At 36.9% G+C, this 13,110-nt stretch carries 10 protein-coding genes; 5 read left to right on the top strand and 5 right to left on the bottom strand.

What is annotated here, in order from left to right; genetic code table 11:
* Positions 1-30 precede the first annotated feature (30 nt).
* Complete coding sequence (locus BLT95_RS11995) at positions 31-2,184, bottom strand: carboxy terminal-processing peptidase (protein ID WP_172822592.1); 2,154 nt, start codon at positions 2,182-2,184, stop codon at positions 31-33.
* A gap of 148 nt (positions 2,185-2,332) precedes the next feature.
* Here BLT95_RS11995 and surE point away from each other — a divergent pair, with 148 nt between their 5' ends.
* The 5 genes from surE to BLT95_RS11970 are packed head-to-tail and all read left to right on the top strand — an operon-like array spanning position 2,333 to position 7,130.
* A complete protein-coding gene (gene surE, locus BLT95_RS11990) occupies positions 2,333-3,115 on the top strand; it encodes a 5'/3'-nucleotidase SurE (protein ID WP_089666408.1) in 783 nt (260 codons plus the stop codon).
* Positions 3,108-3,389 (top strand): hypothetical protein, encoded by a 282-nt coding sequence (locus tag BLT95_RS11985; RefSeq protein ID WP_089666407.1) that lies wholly within the window; start codon positions 3,108-3,110, stop codon positions 3,387-3,389. Before surE ends, BLT95_RS11985 begins: the two co-directional genes overlap by 8 nt.
* A gap of 1 nt (position 3,390) precedes the next feature.
* Positions 3,391-4,503 carry a lipid-A-disaccharide synthase gene (gene lpxB / locus BLT95_RS11980; protein WP_089666406.1) on the top strand — a complete coding sequence of 371 codons (1,113 nt, stop codon included), beginning with the start codon at positions 3,391-3,393 and terminating at the stop codon, positions 4,501-4,503.
* Between the two features lie 7 nt (positions 4,504-4,510).
* Positions 4,511-5,059, top strand: coding sequence for a C40 family peptidase (locus tag BLT95_RS11975; protein WP_089666405.1), 549 nt, complete (start codon positions 4,511-4,513; stop codon positions 5,057-5,059).
* Between the two features lie 34 nt (positions 5,060-5,093).
* On the top strand, positions 5,094-7,130 hold the full coding sequence (locus tag BLT95_RS11970) for a ComEC/Rec2 family competence protein (RefSeq protein ID WP_089666404.1): 2,037 nt from the start codon (positions 5,094-5,096) through the stop codon (positions 7,128-7,130).
* A gap of 10 nt (positions 7,131-7,140) precedes the next feature.
* Here BLT95_RS11970 and BLT95_RS11965 read toward each other — a convergent pair whose 3' ends face one another.
* The 4 genes from BLT95_RS11965 to BLT95_RS11950 are packed head-to-tail and all read right to left on the bottom strand — an operon-like array spanning position 7,141 to position 12,945.
* Positions 7,141-7,686 (bottom strand): thioredoxin fold domain-containing protein, encoded by a 546-nt coding sequence (locus tag BLT95_RS11965; protein ID WP_089666403.1) that lies wholly within the window; start codon positions 7,684-7,686, stop codon positions 7,141-7,143.
* Positions 7,687-7,728: 42 nt separating this feature from the next.
* Positions 7,729-9,315 (bottom strand): peptide MFS transporter, encoded by a 1,587-nt coding sequence (locus BLT95_RS11960; protein WP_089666402.1) that lies wholly within the window; start codon positions 9,313-9,315, stop codon positions 7,729-7,731.
* Between the two features lie 19 nt (positions 9,316-9,334).
* The gene (locus tag BLT95_RS11955; protein ID WP_089666401.1) at positions 9,335-10,711 is read right to left on the bottom strand and encodes a peptide MFS transporter; all 1,377 of its coding nucleotides are present in this window, start codon (positions 10,709-10,711) and stop codon (positions 9,335-9,337) included.
* A gap of 17 nt (positions 10,712-10,728) precedes the next feature.
* Complete coding sequence (locus tag BLT95_RS11950; protein WP_089666918.1) at positions 10,729-12,945, bottom strand: S9 family peptidase; 2,217 nt, start codon at positions 12,943-12,945, stop codon at positions 10,729-10,731.
* Positions 12,946-13,110: the final 165 nt, after the last annotated feature.

Here is a 13,110-nt window from a genome sequence, read left to right as displayed (position 1 = left end):
CTTCCGGGTTTTTGTTCTATAAGATCATTCTTAATTCTTCACTTTCTTTTTCCCATTAACATCGGCAAGTTTATTTCTTGTAATGTTATTCATTTTCATATCTGAAAGTACATTAATGGCCTCTTCAATATACACATCTTTACTAAGACTCTCATGCCATCTTTGTCTCTTTTCCTTTAGAATAGTATCTGTTGTAAACAATTCCTCTTCGTAAGGAAGCGAGTTATAAGTAAGATTGGTTTTATAGTCCTTAATCGCATCAAACTGCTTGGCCATTTCTTTATTTTGTTCAGCTTCCTGAGCGTAATCTGTATAATTTAAAGAGTAGCTTCTATCTTCACTCTGATCTTTTACCCATTTAGCATTTTCTTCAATTAATTGAAGCTGATTATTTGAATCCATCCTCTTTTTGCTAGCACTTATGGCTTCGTCATACCCAACATATCCATTCCAGATATCATATTTCGCAGCATCGATCTTATCCCATGGAAGTGGATTTTCCTGATCTTTCTCTCCTATATCAACAAAGCTGTACCTGTCTGGTACTACAACATCACTCTTAACACCTTCCAACTGAGTTGAACCTCCATTTACACGATAGAATTTTTGAGTAGTGATCTTAAGGGCACCCATATCTCCCATATCATTATTTCTAAGCCATCTGTTAAGGTCTATCACATTTTGAACAGTTCCTTTACCATAGGTTTGTTTGCTACCAATAATGATCGCTCTTTTATAATCCTGCATTGCCGCCGCTAGAATTTCTGAAGCTGAAGCTGAAAGTTCATTTACCAGGATCACAAGTGGGCCATCCCAAAGTACCTGAGGATCTTCATCTTTAAGCACTTCCTTGCGCTGCCCGTTAGATTTAACCTGAACAATAGGTCCTTCCTTAATAAACATTCCGGCGATATCAACAACTGTCTTTAGCGATCCACCACCATTGTTTCGAAGATCCAGTACAAGGCCTTCCATTCCCTCTTCTTTCAATTTGATGATATCCTTTTTAATATCTGAAGCTGCGTTTCTATTGTTATAATCTTCCATATCAAAATAGAATTTTGGAAGGTTAATCACTCCAAATTTTCTATTCTCTTTCTCTACCATAGAGGCCTTTGCATAGGTCTCTTCAATTTCTATAACATCCCGGGTTAGCTCCACTTCTTCAATATTACCCATTACTTTTTTACGAACGGTAAGGGTAACCTTAGTATCCTTAGGGCCTTTAATTAGATCTACTGCATCGTCAAGCCTCATTCCAACAATGCTTACCGCTTCTTTTTCATCTTCCTGTTTCACCTTCAGGATCACGTCACCTTCAGAAATTCCATCACTTCTCCAGGCCGGACCTCCGGAAATCACCTCCGTAATGGTAATATTATCACTGTCCTTTATCAAACGAGCTCCTATCCCCTCTAGTTTTCCAGACATTGCAATATCAAATCTATCCTTTTCCTGAGGGGCAAAATAGAATGTGTGTGGATCAAATTCCTCCACTATTGCATTGATATATACTGAAAAATAATCTTCTCTTTCAAGATCATCAGTAAAGTCATAATATCTGTCTATGTTAGAAAGTGTAGTTTCTCTCGCCTCTTTTTCAAGTTCAACATCGGTCTTCATTTCATAAGACTCATCATCTTTCTTCTTATTTTTCTCGTCTTGTTTTAGATCGTGATAAGTGATTAAAGCATTGAACTTTAGTTGCTCTTTCCATCTCTTTCTCATTTCCTCCTTAGAAGAAGCATACTCTAAACTATCGTATGCTGTATTAATTTTTTCGGTCTCGGTGAAATCAAAAGGTTCTGAAAGAATTTCTTTATAAAGTGATCTTGCCTCTTCCATTCGATCGCCTAAACGACCATAAGTAAGATTAAAGAAATCTATATTCTTGCTTTTAATCTGATCATCCAGTTTTTGCTTAAAGGCATCAAATTCTTCAATATCTTTTTTGTAGAAAAAACGCTTGGATGGATCGAGTCCTTCCAGATAGTCTTCAAAGACATTAGCTGAAAAACTGTCATTTATATCTTTTGCATCATAATGCCCCTGATTAAGAACATAGGTGATTAAGTCTATAAGTAGTTTATCTTTGTTGGGGTCTTCAAACTTCTTGGTAGTAAAACTACAAGAAGCCGCGGCCATTAAGAGAACAACCGCTAAAATTTTAAAATTCCTTTTCATAACTCGTTTTAATTTCGTCATCGTTTGGTTACTATTATTGTAGTAAAAACTGTGCCAATGAGTTAAATCGCACACACTAATTTGTCAATGTACTAATATAAGCTTTCCTTATTTAAATTCTTATTTTAGCAGAACCAAATAATGATGCATGAATAAGAAAAAACCGCTTATCCTGGTAACTAATGATGACGGTATCACTGCGCCGGGAATAAGAACTCTTGTAGAAGTGATGAAAGAACTGGGTGATGTGATCGTGGTTGCTCCAGATAGTCCACAAAGCGGAATGGGTCACGCAATTACCATAAGTGACACCCTCTTTTGTGAACAGGTCACTATAAAGGAATCATATAAGCATAAAGAATATAGCTGCTCTGGCACCCCCGCAGATTGCGTGAAAATTGCCACTCAGGAGATCCTTCAAAGAAAACCAGATCTTTGTGTAAGCGGAATTAATCACGGCTCTAACTCGTCTATTAATGTTATATATTCAGGAACCATGAGTGCTGCGGTAGAAGCAGGCATAGAGGGTATTCCCGCCATTGGTTTCTCTTTACTTGATTATTCCCTAAATGCCAATTTTGGACCTACAAGGAAATTCATTAAAACCATTACGCGCAACGTTCTCAAAAACGGACTTCCAAAAGGAGTTGTTCTTAATGTAAACATTCCAAAATTAAAAGAAGCTGATATTAAGGGAATCAAAGTCTGCAGACAGGCAAACGCACATTGGGAAGAAGAATTCGATAAGAGAACAAATCCGCAGGGGCGTGAATACTACTGGCTTACCGGAACTTTTGTTAATAAAGACAAAGGGGAGGACACCGATGAAAAAGCACTGGAAGATGGCTATGTTTCTGTGGTCCCGGTTCAGTTTGATCTTACCGCGCATCACTTTATGAAAGATTTAAGCAGCTGGTCTCTCAATGATTAAACAGAACGTATTTACTGGTTTCTTAACAGGGATTGCCGCCAACATCGCAGGGGTACTGCTGTATATCACCCTTCTTTCTAATGCTGAAATAGATACCACATTGAAAAATGCCGTTGAAAATGATTATTTAGGAAAAATAATAGCTTTGGGAGCCATTCTTAATTTTTTGCCATTTTTTGTCTTTTTGAAGAAGAAACAAAACTATCATGCACGTGGGGTTTTATTGGCAACTGTGTGTGTTGCTGTGGCCGTCGCTATTTTCAAATTCTTTTAAAATGAAATATTATATCATTGCAGGTGAAGCGTCCGGAGATCTCCATGCTTCTAATTTAATGAAGGCTTTAAAAGAGGTTGACGAAAATGCAGATTTCAGGTTTTGGGGTGGCGACCTAATGGAAAGTCAGGGTGGAATCCTGGTAAAACATTACAAGGAATTAGCCTTTATGGGGTTTTCTGAAGTAATTATGAACCTGAAAACCATCTTCAGAAATATAAAATTCTGCAAGAAAGATATTGAAACGTATAATCCCGATGTGATCATTTTTGTAGATTATCCGGGTTTCAATATGAGAATCGCCGAATGGGCAAAGAAAGAAGGTTACAGAACCAATTATTATATCTCTCCGCAAATCTGGGCATGGAAAGAAAACAGGATTAAAAAGATCAAACGGGATGTAGATGAGATGTATGTAATCCTCCCTTTTGAAAAGGATTTTTACACTAAAAAGCACGATTTCCCTGTTCATTTTGTGGGGCACCCATTACTAGATGCTATAGACAGCCGTCCCCAGGTAGATATCACAACTTTTAAAAGAGAAAACGGGTTGGACAAGCGCCCCGTAATTGCACTACTCCCGGGTAGCCGGAAACAGGAAATTGAGAAAATGCTGAATGTAATGCTCAGTGTGACCTCGGAATTTAGAGAGTATCAATTTGTAATTGCCGGTGCACCTAGTCAGGATAAAGATTTTTACGAGCATTTTATTAAAACATCCAATATTAGTCTTATCATGAATAAGACTTACGATATACTAAGTATTTCCCATGCTGCGTTAGTTACCTCTGGAACTGCCACGCTGGAAACCGCCTTATTTAAGGTGCCGGAAGTTGTGTGCTACAAGGGAAGTTTTATTTCATACCATATCGCGAAAAGAATCATTAATCTTGATTTTATTTCGCTTGTGAACCTCATCATGAATAGAGAGGTGGTAAAAGAATTGATCCAGAATGATTTTAATACTAAAAATTTAAAAACCGAATTACATAAAATTCTGGATGAATCCAATCGCGCAAGGATCTTTGAAGATTATTTTGAACTTGAAAAAAAACTGGGAGGCAGAGGCGCCAGTAATAAAACCGCAGAATTGATCTATAATAATATCAAATGATAGTATCATGGGAAGAGTTTTGTTAAAATCGAGCATTTTGATATTCAGTATCTTTCTTTTTGCTTCGTGTGGATCATCGCGTTCCCGAGTGGTTACCACAAAAAAAGAAGCAGGTAGAACTGAAAAAGTTACGCAGGTATATGACCGTACTCCTTCAGTAGAATCTGAAGACAAAACCGTTAATAAAGTGGTAAGGACTGCCAAAAAATTCGAAGGAACAAAGTACAAATATGGCGGTACCGATAAAAAAGGAATGGACTGTTCAGGACTTATCTATGTTTCATTTCTTGAAGAAGGAATTTCACTCCCCAGAACCTCCAGAGCCATGTCACTAGAAGGCAAAAGACTATATCTAAAAGAAGTTAACGTGGGGGATCTTCTCTTTTTTGAAACTAATAAGAACCGGAAAGTAATAAATCATGTAGGCCTTGTGGTAGAGATCGATGATGACGGGATATACTTTATACATTCATCCACCTCCAAAGGCGTTATTATATCCTCATTATCAGAAACTTATTGGTATAAAAATTTTGTCATGGCCAGGCGAGTGATTTGATTTTTTTATATCTTCAGAGGGCTAAATTCAATCTTTGAAGGAGTTTCGATTTATATTTCTAAGACTATCATTCTATCTTATTTTAGGGATACTCGCGGCTTTTTATTTACAGCTACAACTGCAGATACTTCTAATTTCCGGAGTATTAATTCTCTCATTATTCCTATTAGCATACTTTATAGCGAGGAAGACGATTTTTCCTGGCACCTTCTTCGGAATCACCTCATTTATACTGATATTTTATCTTGGCTATTGCGTTACTTATTTAAGTATTCCCAGGAATCAGAAAGAGCATTATATAAATCAAAATGTTGAAAAGGATCAAAAAACAATTCTTTTTGCCAGGGTTTCAGAAGAATTAAAACCCACTGCGTTTTACCAAAGATTTATACTCGAAGCAGAAAATTTAATTTCTGAAACGGAAAAGCTCAATATTAAAGGAAAGATACTACTCAATCTTAAAGTAGATTCTGCCAGCATTTCGATGTTAGAACCAGGAATGCAACTTTTACTTCCATGGTCTCCTAAAAAGATTAAAGCTCCTTTAAATCCCTTTCAGTTCAGTTATAGAGACTACATAAGTAAACTACAGGTGGAAGGACAAATAAATACAGATATTTCAAGGATAGAAATCAGAGATTTTGAAACCAATACTATTATATCCAGATCCTGGAAATTACGAGAGCAACTAATTTCAGAACTAAAAAAGCATCATTTTGGTAAAGATGAACTAGCCGTATTTCAGGCATTGATCCTGGGACAAAGAAGAGAGATCAACAATAGCCTTTATCAAAATTACGCCGCGGCAGGGGCCATTCATATTTTAGCAATCTCCGGTCTGCACATAGGGATCTTACTGTTAATCCTGAATTTTCTTCTTAAGGGCTTAGAAAGGATTAAATATGGCAGGCTCATCAAAATATGTATACTAATAAGCTTGCTATGGAGTTTCGCAATATTAACAGGATTGAGTCCCTCTGTGGTTAGAGCTGTGACCATGTTCTCGTTTATTGCAGTCGGACTTCAGATGAAAAGGAAAACAAGCGTCCTAAATAGTCTTTTTCTATCGCTCTTTGTTCTCCTTTTAATAAATCCTTATTTCCTTTACCAGGTAGGCTTTCAACTAAGTTATCTGGCGGTTTTTAGCATTATAACATTTCAGCCGGCAATTTATAAGCTACTAAAGGTAAATTCAAAATTCGTCGACTATTTCTGGAAACTTGCGTCTGTCAGTCTCGCTGCGCAAATCGGAGTGATTCCTTTAAGTCTGTATTATTTTCATCAGTTTCCCGGTCTTTTCCTGCTTTCCAACCTGGTAATCCTTCCTTTTCTGGGGATTATCCTGGCATTGGGAATTTTAATTATCATTCTAGCTTCCATTAAATTATTGCCATTATTCCTGGTGAATAGCTTTAATAGTTCTCTAACACTCCTAAATGAATTTGTAGCATGGATTGCAGGAATAAAATCTATGGTTTTTACAAATATTCATATAACCCTACTCCAAACACTCTCACTTTATCTAATAATTCTGGCGATATTTTTCACTATTAGAAAAGTAAGTTTTCATCGTATTTGCTTCCTTTTAATTTGCATTTTGTGTTTTCAATTATCCACCTATTTTGATAAAAAGAACACACCAATTTCTGAAACAGTGATTTTTCACCACACCAGGAAATCGGTTATTGGCATAAAGAACAAAGGGAGATTAAATATCTATTCTGAAGAAGATACAATTAGCAATTTTCTAAGCGACTATATTCGTGAAAGAAGAATAAACAATATTCAACACAAGCGAATCCCTGATGTTATTGATCTTTCAAGTAAATTAAGTCTCGTAATTGATACCAGCCGGAATTATAAAATCCAAGGTTTTTATCCTGAAATTTTAATTCTAAGAAATTCCCCAAAAGTGAATCTTGAAAGATTGATCGACCAATTAAAACCGAAAGAAATTATCGCTGATGGAAGTAATTATCATTCTTATGTAAATAGATGGAAAGAAACAGCACTGCATAAAAAAATCCCTTTTTACCATACTGGTGAAAAGGGATCATACATTATAAAATAGAAGAATAGGTTTAGCTGGAAAAAGTATTTTCAAACTCTTCCTGATATTTTTTCCATTCTTCATCGGTTTTCACCTTTTTGTAATCATCAGTAGCAAATATCTTCAAAAAGATCTCCAGTTTTTCAGGAGTTAAATAACCCTTTACCGGAGTTAAAAACCCTCCTTTCTCATCAAAAAAGACCATCGTAGGATACGCACTTACACCCATAGCAATGGCAAATTCATGCACTGCATTTCTTCCTGTCTTTTTTTCAGGGTCAAAATTAGGATTCTTAAATACCTTATCTTTAAAATTGACCACTTCGTCACCTTCTGCATTAAATTTCACAGCGTAGTAATGCTTGTTTATATACTGAATCACATCTTTATTAGAGAAAGTATTTCTATCCAGCATTTTGCAGGGACCGCACCATGTAGTATAGGCATCTACAAAAATTTTCTTAGGCTGTTTCTTTTGAGCAGCCAGCGCATCATTCATACTCATCCAATTAATTTCCTGAGCCTGAATAACTGAAGTCGCGAAAATTATAAAAGTTAAAAGGAGTAGTTTCTTCATTTCATTAAATTTTATAAGAAAATGCAAAAAGCATTCCCAAATTTAATGAATTCCATTCATCCATTTACGCAATATTGGTACAAGTAATAAAAGAACTAAAGCTGCGGCTCCCACCACACAGAATCCCCATATCAAATAAGTATCGGAGTATATCCCGAGAGTGACCGAGGCCGGTGTATCATCTGTTACGGCTTCATTAGTCGTCAAAGTTCCAATTAAACCTGCCATTTTATTTGCCAAGGCTATAGATAGGAACCAGGCTCCCATTACAAAACCAACTACCTTGGCAGGTGAAAGTTTGGTTACCATAGAAAGTCCAATTGGAGAAAGTGATAATTCTCCTGTAGTGTGCAACAAATACATTAATGCCAGGAAAGCAATAGAAACAAGTCCATCTCCCGAAGCGAAATATTTGGCCCCTAAAACAATCACTCCAAAACCCAGTGCTAACTGAGTAAGTCCCAGCACAAATTTCATGGGAGTACTTGGCTCTTTACCAGATCTATTAAGTTTTAACCACATCCAGGAAAATACCGGCGCCAAAAGCATAATATAAAGCGGATTTAAACTTTGAAATATCGAAGCAGGAATCTCTGTCCCTCCAACAAACCTGTCTACATTCTTATCTGTGAAAATTGTTAAGCTGCCTCCTGCCTGCTCGAACAGTGCCCAGAAGATAGCATGGAAGAAGAATAATACGATCACTACTAGCAATCTCTGCCCTTCTACTCTATCTTTAGTTGATAATGCCTGATATAATAAATAAGCAATGATCAATAGTGATATAACGATCATAGCGCCAGACATCACTTCATCAAGATCCAGCATATAGGCACATACAGGAATCGCTAAAAGAGAAACTATATAAACGCCATAATCTGGTTTTAGCCCTAAAAATTTTCTTTCTCCCCTTGTCACTTCTTCCGGCTGTCCTCCTTTACCCTGGAGCATATCCGTCTTAGAAGCGAAATAGAAAACTATCAGGCCTAACAGCATTCCAATACCCGCAAGTCCAAATCCATAGTGCCAGTTAATTTGCTGCCCAACATACCCACAGGTTAATGTAGCGAGGAACGAGCCAATATTCACACCCATATAGAAAATGGAAAATGCCCCATCTTTTCTGGGATCATCGGTTTCGTAAAAAGTTCCCAGAAATGAGCTAATATTCGGTTTGAAAAATCCGTTTCCAACGATGATCAAAGCAAGTGCAGCGAAAAAGAAAGGCATATTCCCTTCCAGCCCTTCAATTCCTTGTAGAGCCAGCGTAAAATGTCCTAGAGACATTAAGAGGCCTCCCCAGATGATGGTTTTCTTAAATCCTAGCAACCTGTCTGCTACAAGACCACCTAAAACCGGGAACAGATAAACCATTGCCGTGTAAGAACCATAAATCCCGTAAGCCTGGGTTTCAGCTACATTTTGGGCGAGATCTATAAAAAGAACCTTGGTCATATAAAGTACCAAAAGTGCCCGCATTCCATAATAGGAAAAACGCTCCCACATCTCAGCAAAGAACAGCACAAATAATGCTTTGGGATGAGCTTTTTTATTAGTGTATATAATAAAGGGTACCCAGATTAGTACAAATACCCACCCAATGATCATTATCCATAATGTGATATCCATTTGCGTATAGATTTAAAGGTTATTCAACTGTAGTCTCTTTAGGGATTCCTTCTTCCATTGTAGCATCTTCAGCTCCGTGTGTAAGTCTTTTTAGTGGTTTCAGTAAAAGAATTACAATAAGACCTATCAATGTCCAAACTACTGCTATACCAGTAAACACTTCAAATTCACCTAAAGACTGGGCAGATTCGCCAATTAATCCGGCTACTTTATTACCAAGACCGGTTGCTGCCCAATACATACCCATAATGATCGAAGCATATTTTAGAGGAGCAAGTTTTGTTATAAATGAAAGGGATACCGGTGAAGCACAAAGTTCCCCTATCGTATGAAACAAATACGCAAGAACCAGCCAGTACATTGCTGATGATCCCGTTTCTTCATACTGAACTGAAGCCATACTCATAAAACCAAATCCTACGGCCATAATTATAATTCCCATTGCCATTTTAAAAATAGAAGAAGCTTCTTTTCCTTTTTTCTTCCATTTGAACCAGAATGATCCCACTACCGTTGCCAGGGTAATGATAAAGAATGAATTAATGGACTGAAACCATGATGCCGGCACCGTAAATCCAAGTATCGTACGATCTGTCTTTTGCTGTGCGTATAAGTTCATTAATCCTCCGGCCTGTTCAAATGCAGCCCAGAAAAGTATAATTAGCAGGAAAGAAAGTAATAAAACCTTTACCCTGTCTTTTTCAATACTTGTGAGTGGTTTATCAAGAATAGCCTTATCTGCCTCATTCTTTCTTGAAATAAGGTTCCCTACATGTTTCAGGTGTTTTTGACCCCACATGTAAACTACCTGTCCAAGAAACATCCCAATCGCTGCAAGACCGAATCCCCAATGCCATCCATATTTCTGAGCAAGAAAACCACAGGCGATAGGTGCAAGAAAACCACCAATATTAATTCCCATATAGAAAATATAAAAACCAAGGTCTCTTCTTTCATCTCCCTGCTTGTAGAGACCACCAACCATAGAAGAAATATTAGGCTTAAGACCACCAACCCCTAGAATGATGAATAAACATCCAATATAGAAGGTCATTTCAGAATCGAAGGCAAGCACCGAGTGACCAATACAAAGAAGAATACCTCCCAGTAATACCGTTTTCTTCTGACCCAATAATTTATCTGCAACCCAACCACCGGGGATAGAAGAAACGTACACCAACATGGTGTACCATCCATAAAGTTCCAATGCTTCCTGATTTGTCCATCCAAATCCGGGATTATCTGCAGTAGTTTCAGCTACCAAAAACAAGGTAAATAATGCACGCATTCCATAATAGGAAAAACGCTCCCATAATTCTGTGAAAAACAGGATATAAAGACCTACCGGATGACCAAATAATTCATTCTGATTTTCAATTGCTTTAGCTTTGTTCATGTCTACAGGTTAGATTCTTAAAGTTTTTCAAGTATAAAGTCAGTCATCATATTATAAAGGTGCAGTCTTGTATTACCACCATAAATACCATGATTTCTATCAGGATAGATCGCCCAGTCAAATTGTTTATTTGCCTGAACCAGTTCTTCTACCATTCTCATAGTATTTTGAACATGCACATTATCATCTCCACCACCATGTATTAGCAGGTAATCACCTTTTAGTTTTTCAACATGATTTAAAGGGGAGTTTTCGTCATATCCAGAAGCATTTTCCTGGGGAGTCCTCATATATCTTTCGGTATAAACCGTATCGTAGAATCTCCAGCTCGTAACAGGAGCCACAGCAATGGCCATCGAAAAGGTATCATTACCCTTAAGGATCGCGTTAGAAGACATAAAACCTCCATAACTCCATCCCCAAATTCCAATTCTTTCAGAATCGATATAATTACGTTCCCCGAGTTTTTTAGCCGCAGAGATCTGATCTTCCACTTCATACTTCCCAAGCTCCTGATATGTTACTTTTTTAAATTCAGCTCCCTTAAATCCAGTACCTCTCCCATCAATACAAACAATGATATAGCCTTTATTTGCCAAAAGCTGATACCAATAATCATTACTACTGAAATATGAGTTTGAAACTGATTGAGAACCCGGTCCTGAATATTGAAACATCAACAACGGATATTCTTTATTCTCATCAAAATTGGAAGGTTTGATCGTCCACATATTCAGATCGTTCCCATTGATATTTATAGTGGAAAGTTCTTTAGGAGAGAAGCCGTAAGGCTTGTTATTTTCTAATAATTTACTGTTATTAAGGATCTCACGAACCTGCTTTCCGTCTTTTGCCCTGTGCAATGTATAAACCTGTGGAGTTTCCACGTTGGTAAAAGAATTGATAAAGTATGTATAGTCTGCACTAAAAGAAGCGGAGTTCATTCCTGTTCTTTCTGTTAAGCGCTTTTTACTTTTACCATTCGGTTTAATTGAATAAACATCACGGTTCACACTTCCATTCTCGGTGCTCTGAAAATAGATCCTATCAGCTTTCTTATCATACCCATAATAATTGGTCACTTCCCAATCACCTTTGGTTACCTGGTCCAACAATTCACCTTTATCATCATAATGATAAATATGATTAAAACCATCCATTTCACTGGTCCAGATAAAGCTATTATCCTCAAGGAAGGTTAGATTATCTGTTATATCAATATATGCCTTATCTGTTTCATTCAGTATCACTTCAGCTTCGTTATCTTCAGCATTTACAAAAATGAGATCCAGATTGTTTTGATGCCTGTTTAAAACCTGAACACTTAAAAGCATAGGATTTGAAGACCACTTAATTCTAGGAATGTAAAAATCACTAAAATCTTCCTCTGCAACTTCAGAAGATCCTGAAGCTATATCGTATTTATTTCCTAGATCTATTTCTTCTGAATTTTTAGAATCCAGATCGTACATATGAAGGCTTACTTTTGAGTTAGCTTCACCTGCCTTGGGGTATTTAAAAACCTGTTGGGTTGGATAAAGATCTTTTCCGAAAAGATCCATGGAAAATTCCGGAACCTCTGTTTCATCAAATTTCAGGAAGGCAATCTTCTCACCGGTTGGGTTCCACTCAAAGGCTTTAACAAAAGAAAATTCTTCTTCGTAAACCCAGTCTGTGATACCATTAATGGTAGTGTTTATTTCTCCATCTTTAGTAACCTGAGTTCTTTCACTGGTCTTCAGGTCTAAAATATAGATGTTGTTCTCAAATACATAGGCTACCTTAGAAGCATCGGGAGAAAAAGAAGCCTCCTGGATCTTATCTTCACTTACCATTATAAGGTCTTTAGATTTTACATTATAAACGTAAAACACTTCTCTGGAAGACCTTCTGTAAATAGGCTCCACCTCTGTAGATAATAAGATTTTATCTTCTTTTTCACTGAATTTAAAGCCTGAAAAAGAATTGATCTTGTCCAGATCATCACTACTTAATAGCGTTTTTGTCTTTTTTCCAGATTTATAGCTGTATACATCAATGCTGGTGGTGCCGCTTTGGCGGTCATTATTCAGCACTACATACTCTTCGCCATTATTTAAGGATTGCAGGGATTGTAGTCTTTCTTCTCGGAACGTCCCGCTCCATATTTCTTCAAGACTAATTTCTTTTTGTTGTGCGGTAAGCACAGAAGATGTTGCCAAAATAAAGGCAACAAGTATTTTAGGGAACTTCATAAAAATTTTGAAATATTTAATGCAGGCCAAGTTTACTAAAATTTAACGAAAAAATGATTATGTAATAGTGTTAAATACTAACAATCTGTTAAAAAATAAGAGCGTTTAGTTTCTTCATCCAGACCAATTTATAGCCCGTTAAAAAATATGCTTTGTATCTTTGAA

The organism is Gramella sp. MAR_2010_147 (assembly GCF_900105135.1).
In the GTDB taxonomy this organism is placed as follows: Bacteria; Bacteroidota; Bacteroidia; order Flavobacteriales; family Flavobacteriaceae; genus Christiangramia.
This window is presented reverse-complemented; position numbering and strand designations above follow the sequence as displayed.

Coding starts and splice junctions, on each gene's coding strand:
- BLT95_RS11995 (WP_172822592.1), bottom strand. CDS start 2,184: ATGAAAAGGAATTTTAAAATTTTAGCGGTTGTTCTCTTAATGGCCGCG.
- surE (WP_089666408.1), top strand. CDS start 2,333: ATGAATAAGAAAAAACCGCTTATCCTGGTAACTAATGATGACGGTATC.
- BLT95_RS11985 (WP_089666407.1), top strand. CDS start 3,108: ATGATTAAACAGAACGTATTTACTGGTTTCTTAACAGGGATTGCCGCC.
- lpxB (WP_089666406.1), top strand. CDS start 3,391: ATGAAATATTATATCATTGCAGGTGAAGCGTCCGGAGATCTCCATGCT.
- BLT95_RS11975 (WP_089666405.1), top strand. CDS start 4,511: ATGGGAAGAGTTTTGTTAAAATCGAGCATTTTGATATTCAGTATCTTT.
- BLT95_RS11965 (WP_089666403.1), bottom strand. CDS start 7,686: ATGAAGAAACTACTCCTTTTAACTTTTATAATTTTCGCGACTTCAGTT.
- BLT95_RS11960 (WP_089666402.1), bottom strand. CDS start 9,315: ATGGATATCACATTATGGATAATGATCATTGGGTGGGTATTTGTACTA.
- BLT95_RS11955 (WP_089666401.1), bottom strand. CDS start 10,711: ATGAACAAAGCTAAAGCAATTGAAAATCAGAATGAATTATTTGGTCAT.
- BLT95_RS11950 (WP_089666918.1), bottom strand. CDS start 12,945: ATGAAGTTCCCTAAAATACTTGTTGCCTTTATTTTGGCAACATCTTCT.